This window comes from Serratia sp. JSRIV006 (assembly GCF_019968685.1).
GTDB lineage: Bacteria > Pseudomonadota > Gammaproteobacteria > Enterobacterales > Enterobacteriaceae > Chania > Chania fonticola_B.
In genome coordinates this window covers 768,286-787,646 of sequence record NZ_CP074137.1, presented here as the reverse complement: position 1 = coordinate 787,646, position 19,361 = coordinate 768,286, and the positions used below count along the sequence as shown (strand labels likewise).

The 19,361-nt window shown below is 55.8% G+C and carries 19 protein-coding genes; 2 read left to right on the top strand and 17 right to left on the bottom strand.

Annotated elements, in window-relative coordinates; genetic code table 11:
• Nucleotides 1-57: 57 nt before the first annotated feature.
• The gene (radA, locus tag KGP16_RS03625; RefSeq protein ID WP_021808023.1) at nucleotides 58-1,446 is read right to left on the bottom strand and encodes a DNA repair protein RadA; all 1,389 of its coding nucleotides are present in this window, start codon (nucleotides 1,444-1,446) and stop codon (nucleotides 58-60) included.
• A gap of 3 nt (nucleotides 1,447-1,449) precedes the next feature.
• The gene (gene serB, locus KGP16_RS03620) at nucleotides 1,450-2,427 is read right to left on the bottom strand and encodes a phosphoserine phosphatase (RefSeq protein ID WP_021808022.1); all 978 of its coding nucleotides are present in this window, start codon (nucleotides 2,425-2,427) and stop codon (nucleotides 1,450-1,452) included.
• A 200-nt stretch (nucleotides 2,428-2,627) separates the two neighbouring features.
• On the opposite strand from serB, the gene KGP16_RS03615 reads away from it, so the two are divergent.
• Nucleotides 2,628-3,314, top strand: coding sequence for a YtjB family periplasmic protein (locus KGP16_RS03615; protein ID WP_021179224.1), 687 nt, complete (start codon nucleotides 2,628-2,630; stop codon nucleotides 3,312-3,314).
• Here the strand turns inward: KGP16_RS03615 and yjjJ are convergent.
• The 14 genes from yjjJ to KGP16_RS03545 all read right to left on the bottom strand — a co-directional run bounded on the left by yjjJ (nucleotide 3,311) and on the right by KGP16_RS03545 (nucleotide 17,100).
• Nucleotides 3,311-4,654, bottom strand: a complete 1,344-nt coding sequence (gene yjjJ / locus KGP16_RS03610) for a type II toxin-antitoxin system HipA family toxin YjjJ (protein ID WP_223498864.1) — start codon at nucleotides 4,652-4,654, stop codon at nucleotides 3,311-3,313. The two genes, KGP16_RS03615 and yjjJ, sit on opposite strands and share 4 nt — an antisense overlap.
• 136 nt (nucleotides 4,655-4,790) lie before the next feature.
• On the bottom strand, nucleotides 4,791-5,522 hold the full coding sequence (deoD, locus tag KGP16_RS03605) for a purine-nucleoside phosphorylase (RefSeq protein WP_021179222.1): 732 nt from the start codon (nucleotides 5,520-5,522) through the stop codon (nucleotides 4,791-4,793).
• A gap of 65 nt (nucleotides 5,523-5,587) precedes the next feature.
• Nucleotides 5,588-6,811: a phosphopentomutase gene (deoB, locus tag KGP16_RS03600; RefSeq protein ID WP_021179221.1), complete on the bottom strand. Its 1,224-nt coding sequence runs from the start codon at nucleotides 6,809-6,811 to the stop codon at nucleotides 5,588-5,590.
• Between the two features lie 74 nt (nucleotides 6,812-6,885).
• Nucleotides 6,886-8,208, bottom strand: a complete 1,323-nt coding sequence (gene deoA, locus KGP16_RS03595) for a thymidine phosphorylase (RefSeq protein WP_223500838.1) — start codon at nucleotides 8,206-8,208, stop codon at nucleotides 6,886-6,888.
• 101 nt (nucleotides 8,209-8,309) lie between these two features.
• Nucleotides 8,310-9,089 carry a deoxyribose-phosphate aldolase gene (gene deoC / locus KGP16_RS03590; RefSeq protein ID WP_037376682.1) on the bottom strand — a complete coding sequence of 260 codons (780 nt, stop codon included), beginning with the start codon at nucleotides 9,087-9,089 and terminating at the stop codon, nucleotides 8,310-8,312.
• A gap of 353 nt (nucleotides 9,090-9,442) precedes the next feature.
• Nucleotides 9,443-10,720, bottom strand: coding sequence for a NupC/NupG family nucleoside CNT transporter (locus KGP16_RS03585; RefSeq protein ID WP_059199644.1), 1,278 nt, complete (start codon nucleotides 10,718-10,720; stop codon nucleotides 9,443-9,445).
• A 177-nt stretch (nucleotides 10,721-10,897) separates the two neighbouring features.
• Entirely contained in the window at nucleotides 10,898-11,692 is a 795-nt protein-coding gene (locus KGP16_RS03580; RefSeq protein WP_021808018.1) for a TatD family hydrolase, read from the bottom strand.
• Nucleotides 11,689-12,786, bottom strand: a complete 1,098-nt coding sequence (locus tag KGP16_RS03575; RefSeq protein WP_037376677.1) for a patatin family protein — start codon at nucleotides 12,784-12,786, stop codon at nucleotides 11,689-11,691. The genes KGP16_RS03580 and KGP16_RS03575 overlap by 4 nt, the downstream gene beginning before the upstream one ends.
• Before the next feature lie 10 nt (nucleotides 12,787-12,796).
• Nucleotides 12,797-12,982 (bottom strand): CsbD family protein, encoded by a 186-nt coding sequence (locus KGP16_RS03570; protein ID WP_021179216.1) that lies wholly within the window; start codon nucleotides 12,980-12,982, stop codon nucleotides 12,797-12,799.
• Between the two features lie 57 nt (nucleotides 12,983-13,039).
• Nucleotides 13,040-13,201 carry a DUF1328 domain-containing protein gene (locus tag KGP16_RS03565; protein ID WP_004933089.1) on the bottom strand — a complete coding sequence of 54 codons (162 nt, stop codon included), beginning with the start codon at nucleotides 13,199-13,201 and terminating at the stop codon, nucleotides 13,040-13,042.
• Nucleotides 13,202-13,341: 140 nt separating this feature from the next.
• Nucleotides 13,342-13,956, bottom strand: coding sequence for a molecular chaperone OsmY (osmY, locus tag KGP16_RS03560; RefSeq protein WP_021808016.1), 615 nt, complete (start codon nucleotides 13,954-13,956; stop codon nucleotides 13,342-13,344).
• 536 nt (nucleotides 13,957-14,492) lie between these two features.
• A complete protein-coding gene (gene prfC / locus KGP16_RS03555; protein WP_021808015.1) occupies nucleotides 14,493-16,082 on the bottom strand; it encodes a peptide chain release factor 3 in 1,590 nt (529 codons plus the stop codon).
• A gap of 192 nt (nucleotides 16,083-16,274) precedes the next feature.
• Nucleotides 16,275-16,718, bottom strand: coding sequence for a ribosomal protein S18-alanine N-acetyltransferase (gene rimI, locus KGP16_RS03550; protein ID WP_223500837.1), 444 nt, complete (start codon nucleotides 16,716-16,718; stop codon nucleotides 16,275-16,277).
• A complete protein-coding gene (locus KGP16_RS03545; RefSeq protein WP_021179210.1) occupies nucleotides 16,663-17,100 on the bottom strand; it encodes a DNA polymerase III subunit psi in 438 nt (145 codons plus the stop codon). Before KGP16_RS03545 ends, rimI begins: the two co-directional genes overlap by 56 nt.
• A gap of 143 nt (nucleotides 17,101-17,243) precedes the next feature.
• Between KGP16_RS03545 and rsmC the strand changes: the two genes are divergently transcribed.
• Nucleotides 17,244-18,287: a 16S rRNA (guanine(1207)-N(2))-methyltransferase RsmC gene (gene rsmC / locus KGP16_RS03540; protein ID WP_024527242.1), complete on the top strand. Its 1,044-nt coding sequence runs from the start codon at nucleotides 17,244-17,246 to the stop codon at nucleotides 18,285-18,287.
• Nucleotides 18,288-18,351: 64 nt separating this feature from the next.
• Here the strand turns inward: rsmC and KGP16_RS03535 are convergent, their stop codons facing one another.
• Nucleotides 18,352-19,344 (bottom strand): aldo/keto reductase, encoded by a 993-nt coding sequence (locus tag KGP16_RS03535; protein WP_209528884.1) that lies wholly within the window; start codon nucleotides 19,342-19,344, stop codon nucleotides 18,352-18,354.
• Nucleotides 19,345-19,361: the final 17 nt, after the last annotated feature.

Below are 19,361 nucleotides of genomic sequence, written 5' to 3'. Positions count from 1 at the left end.
AAACCCTCCCGTTTATTATGCTAAACAAAATAGCATATTCCGCGCAGCGGGCGGCAATTAATAAAACTGTTCCAGCACGTCCAGCGCATCCGCCAGCTTCTTGACGCCGAATACCTGCATATTGGCCGGTGGTTTCTTCGGCACGTTGGCATGTGGCACGATCGCCCGCTTGAAACCGTGTTTGGCCGCTTCGGAAATACGCTCCTGGCCGCTAGGCACCGGGCGGATTTCCCCTGCCAGCCCCACTTCGCCAAACACCACCAGATCGTTAGGCAATGGGCGGTCGCGCAGGCTGGAGACCAACGCCAACAGCAATGCCAGATCGGCACTGGTTTCGCTAACCTTGACGCCGCCCACCACGTTGACAAAAACGTCTTGGTCGGACATCTGCAAGCCACCGTGACGATGCAACACTGCCAGCAAGATTGCCAAACGATTCTGTTCCAGGCCCACGGCAACGCGGCGCGGGTTAGACATCATCGAGTGATCGACCAGCGCCTGGATCTCAACCAGCAGTGGCCTGGTACCTTCCCAGACCACCATCACCGAACTGCCAGAGGTCACTTCATCACCCCGGCTGAGGAAGATCGCGGAAGGGTTACTCACCTCACGCAGCCCCTGCTCGGTCATGGCGAACACGCCCAGCTCGTTGACCGCACCAAAACGGTTTTTATGGCTGCGCAGCGTACGGAAACGGGAATCGGCATCGCCATCCAGCAACACGGAACAGTCGATACAGTGTTCGAGGACTTTCGGCCCGGCCAGCGAGCCATCTTTGGTGACGTGGCCAACCATCACGATTGCCACGCCACGAGTTTTGGCAAAGCGGGTGAGATAGGCCGCCGTTTCGCGCACCTGAGCCACGCTGCCTGGCGATGACTGGATATCAGCCATATGCATAACCTGGATCGAGTCGATCACCATCAGCCGTGGTTGCTCCTGCTCGGCGATCAGGCAGATCTGCTCGATGCTGGTTTCTGACAGCATGTTAAGGCCGCCGGTGGGCAACCCAAGACGATGGGCACGCATCGCGACCTGTTGCAGCGACTCTTCACCGGTGACGTACAGGGTTTTCATCTGCTCGGCGAGTTTGCACAGCACCTGCAACAGCAGCGTACTTTTCCCCGCGCCGGGGTTACCGCCGATCAGGATCGCACTGCCCGGCACCACGCCGCCGCCCAGTACGCGGTCAAATTCCAGAAAGCCGGTAGAGAAACGCGGCAGCTCTTGCAGACTGATGTCCGAAAGCTTCTGCACCTTGCTGATACCGGCATCGCCCGCATAGCCGCTTAAACGCTCGCTACGAGCAGCGGAAGAGGAGACTGAAGCCAGGCGCACTTCTGTAATGGTGTTCCAGGCCTGACAGGCACTGCATTGCCCCTGCCAGCGCGGATAATCAGCGCCGCATTCATTACAGACAAATGCCCGCTTTACTGCTTTTGCCACAGCTTACCTCACATCGTGTTTCAAACTGCCGCAGAGCACACAGAGCACTCCCAGCAGATCGGCATGGCGGATCGAGACCTGCGCCTTCTCATAGACCTTAGGCTTCGCGTGATAGGCAATACCCAGCCCGGCCACCTGCATCATTTTCAAATCGTTGGCACCGTCGCCGATCGCTACGGTTTGCTGCGGTGGGATCCCCAGCTTCTCTGCCAGCGCCACCAAAGTATCGGCCTTGAACTGCGCATCCACGATCGGCCCCAGCACCTCGCCGGTCAGCTTACCGTCGCGGATCTCCAGTTCATTGGCGGCCACGGCCACCAACTTGAGCTTGTCACGCAGGTACTCGGCATAATAGGTAAAGCCGCCGGAGGCAATGGCGACGTGCCAGTCGAGCGCCTGCAGCTTGCGCACCAGGCTGGTCAACCCAGGCATCAACGGCAATTCATCACGCACCTGCTTGAGGATATTGGCATCAGCCCCTTTCAACGTACCCACGCGTTGGCGCAGGCTAGCGGTGAAATCGAGTTCGCCACGCATCGCGCGTTCGGTCACTTCACTGACCTGCTCACCCACCCCGGCCAACTTGGCGATTTCGTCGATGCACTCAATCTGGATCGCCGTCGAGTCCATATCCATCACCAACAGGCCCGGCTTGCGCAGGTTAGGGATTTTTCCCAGTGGAGCAACGTCTAACCCGCTTTCGTTCGCCAACAGTTTGGCGCGCGCAGTTAGCGTGCCCGCCAGGCGAACCACCTGATAATCTTCCACCGCCCAGGCCGTCACGATCACCATCGCGGCACCCAGCTTGCGCTGGAACTGAGTAATACGCTCTTTATCCAGTTCTCTGCCATATAGTAGCCAACCGGTGTGGCCCGCCCGATAGTCCAGCGGCATGACTTCGTCACCGCTCAACGAAAGAGGCAACCCCGGCCATTGAGAGATCTCAGCGGGGAGATCGCAATAGGTCAGACTATTTGGCATCCTTAACTCCTGAATAACACTGCATGATAAAACGACGCATCAAGCTATCCTATCGCCATTGCTTCTGGCAACATATTACCCTATGAATCTCTAGTTGGCCGCTCTAGCGCATCGCTGCGCTCGCGGTATTGGTACATCCCGGTACCGCACAGCCAGGTGGTCAATCGTGACTCCCGGATGACCGCCCTAAAGGAAGCCTAATGGCTAAAGCTAAACTGAAATTCCGCCTGCATCGCACCGCGATTATCCTGATTTGCCTGGCGTTGCTGGTGCTGTTGATGCAAGGTGCCTCCTATTTTAGCCTGAGCCACCAAATGGCGCGATCGGAACAGGTCGAAGAATTGGCACAAACCTTGACCAAGCAGGTGGCTTTTAGCCTGACTCCGCTGATGGATGGCGACAGCGACATAGACAATCAGCAGGTTGAGCGCATTCTCACGCAGTTGACCGATCACAGCCGTATTCTGGACGCCAGCGTCTATCAGTTGGACGGCACCCTGATCGCCCATTCCGGCGAGCAGATTAGCGTGCGCGATCGCCTGGCGCTGGATGGCAAACGCGCGGGTAGCTACTTCAACCACCAGCTTGTCGAGTCAATCCAGGGCAAAGATGGCCCGCTGGGCTTTATCCGCGTAACGCTGGATACCCACGTACTGGCCACCGAATCCAAACAGGTGGATAACACCACCAACCTGCTGCGCCTGATGATCCTGTTGGCACTGGCCATCGGCATTATTTTGGCCCGTACCCTGTTGCAAGGCCGCCGCAGCCGCTGGCAGCAGTCACCATACCTGCTAACCGCCAACACGCCGCTGGCAGAAGGTAACACGGTAGATGATGGTGATGACGAGAAACCGGCAGAGCAGGAAGAGACAAAGAAAGATTAAGCCAAGCGCTGAATACGATCGTTCAGCGTCTGAAGCTGTACCCGCATTTGAGCAGCAATGGCCCGGAACGATTCGCTGATCTGCGGATGTTGTGCCGTACGCTGCCAGAATTCAACCGCCATCAACTCGGCCTGCCGCCAAATGGGGCCGTTGACCTCATTGCCCAATCTGATTTCCACCGCTGTTTTTCGCATATTACCGCTATTGGCAGGGGCAAACGCCATCGGCAACATGTCATACAACGGAGCCAATACCATCGGCCACTGCTCCGTACGCAGGAACGATAGATTCCCCTGGTGCATATCGCTATTGGCGATCAGCCTGCCAAATGCCCAATATAGACCGATTGTTTTCCAGGTTTGATGATCGATGATCCCCTGCTGCAATAGCTTTTCCGCTGCGGTGACCCAGTTAGCCCCGCCGCTGCCGCTAAACTCGGCATCCAACGCTTCCAGTGAAACCAGAGCGACTCTCCCATGTTCACCAATACGATCAAATCGTTCGATCTCCAAAAAACACTGTTGGTTATCGCCAAACAGCACCGTTGTCGGTGCGGAACACAACCCGGCCTCTGCAACCACTTGTAATGCCAATGACTCTGCGATTAGCAAATCGCTCCAGCGTTGCGCAATGGCGTTGTCCGGTACCGTACTGAACTTCACCAACACATGACTTCGGCGACCTCCCGACAGTTCGGCATAGGCACTAAACTTGGGCTGCTCGCCACCGGCAGAAGAACCAATCAGTTCCCCCGCTAATGCGCGTGCAGACAGCGTAGCGTAATACTTGGCCTTGCCCGCCATCGGTACCGGGATTTCAGCCGCACGCGTTAACCAACGCTGATAACTCTCTGCGCCCGGCAACAGATCGCCACTCATATCCTCACCATAATGACAAAGCGCTACCAGGCGCTGTTCTTCATTCCATTGCAGAACGTCTTCCGGCAACTTTAGCTGCCGTGCAACGGCTTTCCCCCAGGCGCGGCCAAGAAAACCTACCGGGCGCAGATCGTTCAGATACCAAGGCAAACCATCATACAACTGCCACTTACCGCTTTGTTCATCGAACACCGCGCAGCTGTCTGCCGGATAGAGGGAATAGAGCGTGGCAAACAGATGCGCCTTACCCAGCTTATCGATTTGATACAGTGGGAAATGCGACTCACCAGCCACCTCCCGCCTGAGCGCATAACGCGTGGATCTGCCTTTGTCGATGACCAGAACCGATCTTGCCAAATCGCGGATACGGCGCGACAGCGTGGGTTGGCTGATCCCCAATGCGGCAGTCAGTTCCCGGGAAGAAGCGGGTCCATTACGCAGAATTTTTTCGACTGTGCTCATCGCTGAATAGATTAGTGAATAGATAGATGAATAGAGTAATAGCGCTAATTAGCGGAAAGGTAAAGAATTAGCTAGAAAGGTTGGTATAAGGGTGAATAGATAAAATGGGGCGCAGCGTGCTGCGCCCGCGAGGTCATTACGCTTTGTCGCCCAGCAGGACAGATTCCAGCGCGATAACGATCATCTCGTTAAAGGTGGTCTGACGCTCAGCAGCAGTGGTCTGCTCGTGACGCAGGATATGGTCGGAAACGGTGCAGATGGTCAACGCCGTGCTACCAAACTCTTCATACAGCTCTGCGGCCACGCCGTAGATGCCTGCCGCTTCCATCTCTACGCCCAGGATGCCGTACTTCTTCATCACCTGGAACATATCCGGATCTGGCGTGTAGAACAGATCGGCGGAGAAGATATTACCCACGCGTGCAGGGATGCCCTGAGCAGCCGCAGCGTCTACCGCATTACGCACCATGTCGAAATCCGCAATGGCCGCATAGTCGTGGCCTTTGAAGCGCATACGGTTAACCTGGGAATCGGTACAAGCCCCCATGCCGATCACCACATCACGCAGTTTGACGTCATCACGCACGGCGCCACAAGAGCCGACACGGATGATTTTCTTCACGCCAAACTCGGCAATCAGTTCACGCGCATAGATAGAGCAGGATGGGATGCCCATGCCGTGGCCCATTACCGAGATTTTACGACCTTTGTAGGTGCCGGTGAAACCCAACATGCCACGCACGTTGTTCACTTCCACTGCGCCTTCCAGGAAGGTTTCTGCGATATATTTTGCCCGCAGCGGATCCCCCGGCATCAGCACTACATCAGCGAAATCACCCATCTCAGCATTAATATGTGGCGTTGCCATAATCACTTCCCTCAATTCATTGAAATAAAGACGCTGGCATCAAGGCCAGCGTCATTAAAGCGATATTAAAACATGGATTTGCCGTAATCCATCGGCGATACGCCAAAATAGCTGGCGACGGTCTGGCCGATATCGGCGAAGGTTTCGCGATGCCCCAGCGAACCTGGTTTGACTTTCGGGCCATAGACCAGAACCGGGATGTGCTCACGGGTGTGGTCGGTGCCTGGCCAGGTCGGGTCGCAGCCGTGGTCAGCGGTGAAGATGATGATGTCATCCCCTTTCACCAGCTTCAGCAGCTCTGGCAGACGGCGGTCGAACAGCTCCAGCGCGGCAGCATAGCCAGCCACGTCACGGCGGTGGCCGTAGGAGGAGTCGAAATCAACAAAGTTGGTGAACACGATGGTGTTGTCACCGGCTTTTTCCATCTCGATCAAGGTGGCGTCGAACAGGGCGTCGATCCCGGTAGCTTTCACCTTCTTGGTGATCCCTACGTTGGCATAGATATCGGCAATCTTACCGATGGAAACCACTTCGCCACCCTTCTCATCTACCAGCTTTTTCAGCACGGTTGGAGCCGGGGGTTCCACGGCCAGATCGTGACGGTTACCGGTACGCTGGAACTCACCTGGCTTATTCCCCAGGAACGGACGGGCAATCACACGGCCGATGTTGTAGCCACCTTCGGTCAACTCTTCACGAGCGATCTCACACAGCTCGTACAGGCGATCCAGGCCGAAAGTCTCTTCATGGCAGGCAATCTGGAACACCGAGTCCGCAGAGGTGTAGAAAATCGGCTTGCCGGTTTTCATATGCTCTTCGCCCAGTTGATCCAGGATCACGGTACCGGATGAATGGCAGTTACCGAGGTAGCCTGGCAGGTTGGCACGCGCCACCAGCTTGTCCAGCAGTTCCTGCGGGAAGCTGTTGTGCTCGTCCGAGAAATAGCCCCAGTCGAACAAGACTGGCACACCGGCAATTTCCCAGTGACCTGATGGCGTATCTTTACCGGAGGAAAGCTCGCTGGCATGGCCGTAAGCACCGATGATTTCAGCGTCTTTATCCAACCCTTCCGGGAACTTGCCGGTCGATTCTTCCGCCGCTTTGCCCAAGCCCAAACGGCTCAGGTTTGGCAGGGTCAGCGGGCCGCTACGGCCCACGTTGGCTTCGCCGCGCGCACAGGCAGCAGCGATATGGCCAAGGGTATCGGAACCTTCATCACCAAAGCTTTTGGCATCTTCACTCGCGCCAATGCCGAATGAGTCTAATACCATAATAAATGTACGTTTCATCATACTCTCCTGCGTATTCACGCTGAGGGCGACAGCGAAAAGGCCGCTGCCACTCCTGATTCTTTAGACAGAGGTTATTCGGTGATGCGTTTGTAAACCACCGGCGTGACTTCTGGCGCTTTGTCGCCCAGAACCATCGCGCTGCGTACCGCATCTGCCGCCTGCTGCCAGCTTTCTTCGTCGTTGGCATGGATAACCGCCAATGGACGCTGCGTATCGACAGTGTCGCCAAGGCGGGCCACATCGGTCAGGCCCACGCTGTAGTCGATGCTGTCGGTCGCACGACGACGGCCACCGCCCAGTGACACCACCGCCATACCCAGAGCACGGGTATCCATCGCGGTAATGATACCTGGTTTCTCGGCATAAACCGGCTTGGTTAACGTCGCGGCTGGCAGATAGCTGTCGTAACGCTCGATAAAATCGCTTGGGCCTTTCTGTGCCGCCACCATGCGGCCAAAGATTTCCGCCGCTTTGCCGTTATCCAGCACCGCCTGCAGTTTGGCACGAGCGTCAGCATCGTCGGTAGCCAGGCCGCCAGACAGCAGCATTTCCACGCTCAACGACATGGTCACTTCCAGCAGACGCGGATTGCGATACTCCCCGGTCAGGAAGCGTACCGCTTCACGCACTTCGACCGCATTACCGGCGCTGGAAGCCAGCACCTGGTTCATATCGGTCAACAGCGCGGTCGTCTTGCAACCGGCACCGTTCGCAACGCCCACGATCGCCTGGGCCAAATCGTCAGAAAGCTGGTAGGTCGGCATAAAGGCTCCGCTGCCAACCTTCACGTCCATCACCAACGCATCCAGCCCTTCGGCCAGTTTCTTTGCCAGAATAGAGCCGGTGATCAGCGGAATGGAGTCGACGGTAGCGGTGATATCGCGCGTCGCGTAGAAACGCTTGTCTGCCGGAGCCAGTGAACTGGTCTGGCCGATAATCGCCACGCCAACGTCTTTGATGATCTTACGGAACGCGTTGTCATCCGGGAAAATATCAAAACCTGGGATCGCTTCCAGTTTGTCCAGCGTACCGCCAGTGTGGCCCAGACCACGGCCTGAAATCATCGGTACGTAGCCGCCACAGGCTGCCACCATCGGGCCAAGCATCAGCGAAGTCACGTCGCCCACGCCGCCGGTAGAGTGTTTATCCACAATCGGGCCGTTCAGCGACAGGCTTTTCCAGTCCAGCACCGTGCCGGAATCACGCATTGCCATGGTCAGCGCCACACGCTCTGGCATGGTCATGTCGTGGAAATAGATGGTCATCGCCAGCGCAGCAATCTGCCCTTCTGACACCACGTTATCGCGAATGCCGTTAATGAAGAAGCGGATCTCAGCTTCGCTCAACGGTTGCCCGTCACGTTTTTTACGGATTATTTCTTGTGCCAAGAACAAAGTAGCCCCCTGTTTTAGCTAAATAGAGTCATTCGATACGCCTGCGCGCTGCGTTAACGGGGCCGCTTGGCAGCCCCAACACAACAAGACGTGAGAGAAAATCAGTAACCGTTACCAGCGGCTTGGGTGCTATGCCCCAGCGTGGTCAGCAGGCTGGCTAACAGGCTCGAAGCACCAAAGCGGAAGTGGCGCGCGTCGGCCCAGTCTTCTCCCAGCAGACGCCCGGCAAGTTGCAGATACTGTTGAGCATCTTCAGCGGTACGCACGCCACCGGCTGGCTTGAAGCCAACGGTTTTGCCTACGCCCATATCACGGATCACGGTCATCATCAGCTCAGCGCTTTCCAGCGTGGCGTTGACCGGCACCTTACCGGTAGAAGTCTTGATAAAATCAGCACCAGCCTTGATAGAGATCTCGGAGGCTTTACGGATCAGTTCCGCCTGCTTCAGCTCACCGGTTTCGATGATCACTTTCAGCAGCACGTTGGCAGCGGCGCAGGCCTGCTTGCACTGTTTGACCAGCTCAAACCCGACTTCCTCGTTACCGGCCATCAGGGCACGGTAAGGGAATACCACGTCAACTTCATCGGCACCGTAGGCGATGGCCGCACGGGTTTCTGCCACGGCGATGTCGATATCATCATTGCCATGGGGGAAGTTGGTGACGGTGGCGATACGGATATCTGGCGTCCCCTGCTCACGCAGCGTTTTGCGGGCAATCGGGATAAAACGCGGATAGATGCAGATGGCGGCAGTATGGCCTGCCGGGCTGTTCGCCTGACGACACAACGCGATCACTTTCTCGTCGGTGTCATCTTCGTTCAGCGTGGTTAAATCCATCAGGTTCAGCGCGCGTTGCGCTGCTGCGGTTAATTCGGTCATAAAACTCTCCAACTGAGCATTCTGATGTTGGCGAGCGGACTTGGTTCCTTGAAGATAGCGCGCGGGATAGTCTTCCCACGCCAGCAACTGAGATCCTTCTCACCGCACATAGCCCTTCGATTTTCGCATAGCCAGCAATCGCCATTTGAACACGATCACTCTGGCATATTTGTGCTCTGATTCACACTACACAGGATAGCACTGTAACAGGACTGAATTATATGTGAAGATCATCACAAAATAACGCGATATTGTTCACAAATTCACTAAAGAGACGGCGGTCATCAGGCGAATGCCCTTTTGGCAGGCAACCAGGCCCCTTCAGGAGCCTGATTGTTGATACCAAGTATAGCTTACAACGCCAGGAAGAATCCGGCGATGGTGGCACTCATCAGGTTGGATAAGGTACCGGCTGCCACCGCTTTCAACCCGAAACGAGCAATGTCGTGACGACGGCCTGGTGCCATGCTGCCTAGACCACCCAGCAGGATCGCTACGGAAGACAGGTTGGCAAACCCACACAGCGCGAAGGAGATAATCGCCTTGGTGTGCTGTGACAACACCTGTAGACCCTCAGCAGCCACCACGTCATCTGGACGCAGGTAGGCACCAAAGTTCATGTAGGCCACGAATTCGTTAACGATCACCTTCTGCCCGATAAACGAACCGGCCACCATCGCTTCACTCCAAGGCACACCAATCAGGAACGCGATTGGCGAGAACACCCAGCCCAGGATCAGCTCCAGCGACAGCTGTGGGAAATCGAACCAGCCACCAATACCGCCAAGAATACCGTTAAGCAACGCGATCAGAGCGATAAATGCCAACAGCATCGCCCCCACGTTCAGCGCCAACTGCATACCGGATGCCGCACCCGAGGCAGCAGCGTCGATGACGTTGGCCGGGCGGTCATCTTCGGCGATCAGCTTCATCGCATCGGCTCGGTCTTGGGTATTTTCGGTTTCCGGCACCATCAGTTTGGCAAACAACAGCCCACCCGGCGCGGCCATAAAGGAAGCGGCGATCAGGTATTCCAACGGTACGCCCATCTGGGCATAGCCCGCCAGCACGGAACCGGCTACCGAAGCCAGGCCGCCGCACATGACGGCAAACAGTTCCGACTGGGTCATGGTGGCGATATAAGGGCGCACCACCAGCGGCGCTTCGGTCTGCCCCACAAAAATATTGGCCGTGGCTGACAGCGATTCCGTCCGCGAAGTACCCAACAGCTTATGTAAACCACCGCCGAGGAGCTTGATCACCACCTGCATGATGCCCAGGTAATAGAGCACCGCAATCAGCGAGGAGAAGAACACAATCACCGGTAACACGCGCAGGGCGAACACGAAGCCGCCACCGCCGAACACTTCAAACATTTTGTCGGAAACCAGGCCACCAAAGATAAAAGAGATGCCCTCGTTACCGTAAGCGATGACGTTTGCCACCCCTTCCGACATGCCACCAAGAATACGTCGCCCGATCGGGACATAGAGCACTAGCGCGCCAATGCCAACCTGGATGATAAACGCGCCGAGTACGGTACGCAGTTTAATAGCGCGCCGGTTGCTGGAAAGCAGCACCGCAATGGCGATCAAGACCACCATACCGACCAGGCTCATGAAGAGTTGCATACGAATATGTCCCTGTTGCGAAGAAGAAATGCCCCCGACCCGCAGGATAAAACGGGTTGCCCAAGGGCGATAATGGGACGCAATTATACTGAGCGAGGCGGGATGAGACTCGTTTTATGTCACAAATATATACAAGTGGAAGTAACTGAAAATCACACAACGTGATTCAAATCACATTTAAAGTGAGAGGTACGGATCTAATGCAAACAGGGATTGGCTATTTTGTTGTAGCTGTTCGGCAATGTCGTCGGCAGATTCAGGCCGCAGTTGGCAGAGTACCTGAAAGACCTCCGCAGCCCGTTCAGGTCGGTTCGGCTGCCCTTGATAACCCGCCAACGGCATGTCCGGCGCATCGGTTTCCAGCAACAGCGAGGTCAACGGCAACTGCGCCATCACCTGGCGGGTTTTCTGCGCCCGCTCGTAGCTGATCGTGCCGCCTACACCAATGTAATAACCGAGGCGAATAAAGGCCTGCGCCTGAGCCAGACTGCCAGCAAAGCCATGCACCACACCACGGCGCGGCACCTCGGTACGACGCAATGCGGCAGCTAACTGATCGTGGCTACGGCGAGAGTGCAGGATCACCGGCAGATCATACTGCTTTGCCAGCTTCAGCTGTGCCTTGAGCAACGCCTGTTGGCGTTCAAACTGCGGCTCGGCCATATACAGATCCAGCCCAATCTCCCCCACCGCCACCAGTTTATGCGGCTTACTGGCCAGGAAACCTGCCAGTTGTTCAAGCTGCTCATCATGGTGCTGGGCGATATACAGCGGGTGTAACCCCAGCGCGGCAAACAACGGAGTATGTTCGCGCGCCAGTTTGAGAATACGCACAAAGCGATCGGCCGTTACCGCTGGCACAATAATTTGCTGCACCCCAGCTTGCGCGGACAGTGCCAGGCTCGCTTGCTCATCCCCGCTAAAAGGCGGGAAATCAAAGTGGCAATGGGTATCCGTAAAGGCGTAACTCACAGCACATCTCCGTCACCTGGCAGGATGATTTTTGGTGGCAGTTCAGGTTGCACGGCATGGCCCTGCGGGTTGAGCACATCGGTAATAATCGGCGAAGGCATCCGCACGGTTTCCGGCTGGATCAGACGACGCGAGAGCGACTTTTTCACCTTCATACCATCCATCTTTTCCTGCTCCAGCAGCCAGTGGCCAACCGTAGCCAGGAAATAGCGCCCACAACGGCGGCCCAGATGGTAATCGCGATTAAGCGCGGGCAAACGGCTGCCGAGCGCATTGCTCGCCAGCGGCTTAGGCGGGAATATTTCGAAGATGCGCAGTTTACCGGGAGGTTTTTCAATAAATTGCTGGATGCGCAAATAGCTCTGCTCATGATGCTGCAACACCCGCACCATTTGCTGCAGGCTGCTTTCACCCAGCCATTGCTCCATGCGTTTCATCCACTTCGGCGTATAAACCATCTGTGAAGGTACGGTGCGGATCACCACGATGGTATCCGCCCCACGGCGATAGGCCTCTTCCACGGGGATAGCATCGCTGATGCCGCCATCCTGATAGCTGATGCCATCCAGCTCTACGCCCATACGATAAAAACCGGGAATGGCGCTGGAGGCCTTGATTGCCGGTAACCAGCTATCCCGTGCCGCAGGGAGATAAACCGGCGTAAAGTCATCGCTGCGGCAGGCACACATCAAAAATTCACGGCCATCGCCCAACTGTTGCTCCGCCACGTCAAAGGCCAGTGGCAACTGTTGCGAGGTGATGTCCAACAACCAATCGAGATCGATAAGATGCCCACCACGCACAAAGCGCAGCGGGTTGAAGAAATTGGCAGAGGTGGTGTAGCGGGTGATCACCCGCCGTGCGTAGCCCATCTGGCCACAAATAAATGCCGACAGGTTCTGCGCGCCGGCAGAGGTGCCAATCATCAGATCAAAAGGGTTGAAGCGGGCGCGCTGGAATTCATCCAGTACACCGGCGGTAAAGATACCGCGCTGTCCGCCGCCCTCACACACCAGCGCCATTTTACCGGGCCGGTATGGTTTATACGCCAGGGGTTCAATATTCCCGAGCGTGATGGGTATTCTGTATCCCAACCCTATATCCTCAATGTGGCCGTTTTCTCGAGGATACCTCTTCTTGCTCTCTTCCGTAATCTTCTTGTAATACGCCAGAGAGGCAGTCATTGCTCCCTGCCAGCCACAGGCCGTCATTGCCGGAAAACTCCGCCCATGCCTGCCAAACCTGGCCTTTCAGCTGTTTCCAACGGCCAACAATGATGTCGCTATTCATGACCTGCCTCCTGGCGCCGAGAAAAAGAATCAAGCTTTGTTACAGTTTAGAGAGACGCTAAGGGCGCCGACGGCCGGTAAACAGGCTGACCAGGAACAGAATGATCCCTACCACGAACACGACTTTGGCGGCCCAGGCAGCAGTACCTGCCAACGAACCAAAACCCAGTGCTGCGGCGATCAATGCAATAACTAAAAATATAATGCCCCATCGAAACATAAGCCTCTCCTTACCATGGTGATAAAAATTTCGCGTTTGGCTCGCCCCTGCGGGGTGCGGCTTAAAACTGCGGATTATTCTATTTCTGGTAGTACATCCCAGGCGTTAGCCTGGGAGTTGTTGCTTACTGTTACTGACGATTAAGGTTTTACCGCCAGATCGTTCTTGACGCTTTTCACGCCATCAATGGCTTTGGCAATACTTTCTGCACGGTCAGACTGCGCCTGGGTTTTCACCTCACCGGAAAGCTGCACCACACCATCGGTGGTTTCTACTTTCACGTTGCGTGAAGGCACGATGTCGTCGGCCAGCAGTTTGGCTTTCAGTTCGCTGGTAGTCGCAGTGTCACCGGCATAGGATTTCACCGACTGGGTCGCTTGATCTTTCACGTGCAGCTTATCGCTGACGGATTTGACCCCTTCTACCCGACCTGCAACGTCTACCGCTTTCTCAGCCTGAGCCTGAGTGGCGACAAAACCGCTTAACGTCACCACACCTTTTTCGGTTTCCACCGAGATGTCGGTGCTTTTGATGGCTTTATCGTCAACCAGCGCAGTTTTAACTTTAGCCGTTATGCCGCTGTCATCCATATAGTTGTCGACTTTTTTCATGGAGCTATCGATTTTGGCACCAGTACTATCAACTACGCCTGATGCTTTGTTCATCATGGTCTCTTCAGCCAGGGCTGAACCACTAACCAGTACCGAACCCAAAACGACTGCCATCAGCGAATGTGCAAACTTGGTATTTTTCATCGATCTCTTCCTTCTTGTTGTAGAACCCCAAACTGCTGTGGGCTCTGGTGCCGCCAGAGTGCGGCTAACTCAAATGAATACTTCACGATCTCTATACAATCAAACGTTCACGACCGGACTATTGCTCTACGGTAAGTATACCTGCAATGCCCGTGCCAAGTTAAAAACGCCGTTAAAAATCAACAACAACAAAACAAATGAGCAACAATTAAGCGCAAAACTGTCGTCTATTGGAGACATATGACAGTTGATTTGGGATCCACATCACTATCTTATTGATATTACTAAGATAGGACTGTCTCCAATCGGCAACACTACCGAATAACTCTCTAAAATATGTGGATACGATAGTATTTTACGCTCAGATGTCGCTACGCACCCTGATAAATATAGACCATAAGTGAAAATTTGCCGCCAGATCGCGGAAAATCTTGTTCGGTCTAGACGAAAGGATTAGTGAGAAGGGTTTAATAATTAGCAGGATGGGGGGTGAAGAAGGAAAACACAGGGCGCTTAGAAGCGCCCTGTTGACGAGATTAATGCTCGCGGGTTTTGCGGAACACCACTTCTGGGTAGCGTTCCTGAGTCAGGTTGAGGTTCACCATGGTTGGTGCGATATACGACAGGTTGTTGCCGCCGTCCAGCGCCAGGTTCAGCTCGCTCTTACGCTTGAACTCTTCGAATTTCTTCACGTCGTCGCACTCGACCCAACGAGCTGTGGAGACGTTCACCGATTCATACAGCGCTTCCACGTTGTATTCGCTTTTCAGACGGGCAACCACCACGTCAAACTGCAGCACGCCGACCGCACCAACGATCAGATCGTTGTTGGCGATTGGGCGGAATACCTGCACCGCACCCTCTTCCGACAGTTGGACCAGCCCCTTCAACAACTGTTTCTGCTTGAGCGGATCGCGCAGGCGGATACGGCGGAACAGTTCTGGCGCAAAGTTCGGAATACCGGTGAACTTCATATCCTCACCCTGGGTGAAGGTATCACCGATCTGAATGGTGCCGTGGTTATGCAAGCCAATGATGTCGCCTGGATAGGCTTCTTCAACGTGCGAGCGGTCACCGGCCATAAAGGTCAGCGCATCGGAGATCACCACGTCTTTGCCGGTACGAACCTGGCGCAACTTCATGCCTTTCTCATAGCGGCCAGACACCACGCGCATAAACGCCACACGGTCGCGGTGTTTAGGATCCATGTTTGCCTGGATCTTGAACACGAAGCCGGTGAATTTCTCTTCAGCGGCGACCACTTCACGGGTATCGGTTTTACGCGGCATTGGCGCAGGCGCCCAGGCCACCAGCCCATCAAGCATATGATCGACACCGAAGTTGCCCAAAGCGGTACCGAAGAACACCGGGGTCAGTTCGCCTGCCAGGAAGGCTTCCTGCTCAAACTCATGGGAGGCCCCTTGCACCAGTTCCAGCTCATCACGCAGCTGGGCGGCCAGATCTTCGCCTACGGCAGCATCGAGCTCCGGGTTGTTCAACCCTTTAACGATGCGCACTTCCTGAATGGTGTGGCCTTTACCGGTCTGGTACAGATAGGTTTCATCTTTATAGAGATGATAAACCCCTTTGAACAACTTGCCGCAGCCGATCGGCCAGGTGATCGGCGAGCAGGCGATTTTCAGTTCGCGCTCAACTTCGTCCATCACTTCCATCGGATCGCGGATGTCACGGTCAAGTTTGTTCATGAAGGTCAGGATCGGCGTATCACGCAGGCGGGTAACTTCCATCAGCTTGCGGGTACGATCTTCAACGCCTTTTGCGGCGTCGATGACCATCAGGCAGCAGTCCACCGCCGTCAAGGTACGGTAGGTATCTTCGGAGAAGTCTTCGTGCCCAGGGGTATCGAGCAGGTTGACCAAGCAGTCGCGGTACGGGAACTGCATCACCGAGGTGGTGATTGAAATACCACGTTGTTTTTCCATCTCCATCCAGTCGGATTTGGCATGCTGGCTGGAGCCACGGCCCTTTACCGTACCGGCGGTCTGGATAGCGTGTCCGAATAACAGCACCTTCTCGGTGATGGTGGTTTTACCCGCATCGGGGTGCGAGATAATGGCGAAAGTTCTTCTTTTCGCAACTTCGCGGGCGAATTCACTAGGAGACATGTTTTTCACGTTTCTATGGTTAGTCCGCCCTGCTCATCATCACAACGCGCCAATCGCGGCGCCAGGCAAAGCGGTAATAAAAAGATAGTAGCCGAGTATTTTCGCTGATTTACCAACCGGTGACAATCAATGGTTTCTTCGGTACAAGATAATGGCAGGCCAAACTGGCTGCACAAGGGGAACTATAAGTCGCTACCCCAGCGGCAGCGCCATAACGATCGCGTCTTCGCGGCCACTGGCTGCGGGGTAATAGTTGCGGCGCATCGTCACTTCATTGAAGCCAAGGTCTTCGTAGAGTGCTATCGCTCCGCGGTTGGAGGCTCGAACCTCCAGCCATAGAGTGACCACACCGCGCGCTGCCAATTGCTCGATCACGGCAGTCAGCAAAGTGCGGCCAAAGCCCCGGCGCTGCCAGCTTGGATGGATGGCAATATTAAACAGCGTGGCTTCGTCCAGCACGATTTGGGTAATGGCAAAACCCGCCATTTGCCCTTCAGCTTCCAGTTTCAGGTTAAGGTAACGTTCACCCTGATTACTGGCTAGCGTCGCCTCGGTCCAGGGAAACGCATGGCTGGCTTGTTCAATCTTGAAGGCTGTGGCCAGATCGGCCGCTGTCAGGGTAGAAATGCTGTTCATGATGACAAATCTGCTGCCAGAGCGCGCGTTTCGCACTCGCATCTTGAGAAAGCTCGGCCAGCGCCGGGCTATGTAGTTGCGCGCCGGCCACCGCTAACGGCTCCGTGACGCCCAACCGCCAACTGTTGCACTCGGTATCTTGTGGCAGCATCGCTACCTGATCCGGTGTCAGGCCATAGGTTTGTGCCGCCGTCAGCCCCAGGCTGCGCAGCACGTCACAAAACAGCGGGTCGTGCTGGTCTGGCAATGTCTGCGCCACCACCAGCAGGCGCACGTGTGGGGGCACGCTTACCGCCACCTCCCCCTGCAACACTCCAGGGCGGCGTAATGTCCACTGCGTAATCCCCAGCTGTTGTAACAACCAGTCGCGTTTTGATGCCATACCGATCCCCGTGTGTGACGCACCCTACCTGCCCTATGCCGCGCTATGCTAACAAACCCGCGCAGCCTGCGCCAACAAACCCGTCGAACATCTGGCCACAAAGCTCTATAATCTCCGGCTAAATCTTGAGGAGCCGAAAACTGATGTCTGCATTAACCCCCGCCAGTGAAGTCATGCTGCGCCACAGTGATGAATTTATGGAACGCCGCGTGCTGTTTGCCGGCGATCTGCAGGATACCCTGCCGGCCCAATTCGAGGCCGCGGATGTGCGTGTCCACACCCAGCAATACCATCACTGGCAGTTACTGAACCGGACGATGGGAGAGCATGCACAGTTCGGCCTGACGATCGATCCTGCCTTCGTCGCCGAGTGCGATACGCTGGTGTATTACTGGCCAAAGAGCAAGCAGGAAGCGCAGTTCCAACTGTGCAATATCCTGGCCCTGCTGCCGGTTGGCGCAGAAATTTTTGTCGTCGGTGAAAACCGCAGCGGCGTGCGCAGTGCGGAACAAACCCTGGAAGGCCATGCCACGCTTGCCAAGATCGACAGCGCTCGCCGCTGTGGGTTGTATCATGGCCGCATCGATGTGCAGACCCAGTTTGATCTGGCCGACTGGTGGGAAAGCTATCAGCTGCACGATCTGGAAGTGAAGACGCTGCCTGGCGTGTTCAGCCGTGACGGCCTGGACGTTGGCAGTTCACTGCTGCTCTCCACGCTGGAAAAACACATGAAAGGCAAAGTGCTGGACGTGGGTTGTGGCGCTGGCGTAATGGCTTCGGTGCTGTCTAAACTGTCACCGAAAATGAAGCTGACCCTCAGCGACGTCAACGCCGCAGCCGTAGAATCCAGCCGGGCGACACTGGCTGCCAACGGTATTGAAGGGGAAGTGATCGTCAGTAACGTCTACTCCGACATTACCGGCCGCTTTGACCTGATCATCTCCAACCCACCGTTCCATGACGGCCTGGCCACCAGCCTGACCGCCGCAGAAACGCTGATCCGCGGGGCGTTAAAACACCTGCCAATCGGTGGCCAACTGCGTATCGTCGCCAACGCCTTCCTGCCTTACCCGGATATTCTGGATGCCACCTTCGGCAGCCATGAAGTGTTGGCGCAGAATGGCCGCTTCAAGGTGTACAAAGCCACCGTGGCCCGCCAGCCACGCGATGCGAAGAAGAAAAGGTAGTAGGTCAGGATCCCCCCTTACCACTCTGGTTAGGGGGAAATATCCTCACTGTAGCCCCCTGCCATCAACCGTTAACCAACTCCATACCTACCGTTGTATAGCGTGCACCTGCCACGCCTGCCAGTGGGAATACAGCCTCGATCGCTGCCAGTTCATGCTCACTTAGCGAGATCTCCGCTGCCACCACGTTCTCTTCCAGATAGCGCCGACGTTTGGTGCCAGGGATTGGGACAATATTTTCCCCCTGCGCCATCACCCAGGCCAACGCCAGTTGCGACGGGGTCACGCCTTTCTGCCTGGCCAGTTCACTGACCTTGGTGACCAGCTCCAGATTGCGAGCAAAGTTTTCCCCTTGAAAACGTGGATTGTCGCGGCGGAAATCGTCTGCAGCCAAGTCTTCAATACTCTGGATCGCCCCGGTCAGGAAGCCACGCCCAAGCGGGCTATAGGCGACAAAGCCAATGCCCAAACGTTGGCAAGCGGCCAGTTGCCCCTGCTCGGCATCCCTGCTCCACAAGGAATATTCAGTCTGCAACGCGGTGATCGGATGCACCTGGTGAGCGCGTTCCAACGTGGCAACCGAGGCTTCACTCAGGCCAATATGACGGATCTTGCCTTCTTTGATCAGATCCGCCAGGGTGCCAACCACCTCTTCGATCGGTACCGTAGGGTCGACCCGATGCTGGTAGTAAAGATCGATGGTTTCTACCCCCAGCCGCTGCAAGCTGCCTTCTACCGAGCGACGGATATAGTCCGGTTTACTGCTCACGCCCCGCGCTGTGGGATCTGCCGGATCGCGCACAATACCGAACTTGGTGGCCAGAAATACCTGGTCGCGTTTGCCTTTGATCGCCTTGCCGATCAGTTGTTCATTGGTGTGCGGGCCGTACATATCTGCGGTGTCCAGCAGCGTCACCCCCAGTTCCAGAGCCCGATGTAGCGTGGCGATCGCTTCCTGCTCGTCATAGCCGGTGAAGTAAAAATCGCTCATCCCCATGCAACCTAAACCCAGGGCAGAGACGAGGGGGCCGTTAGTACCTAATTTGCGCTGTTGCATTGTGTGGTCCTTGTTGA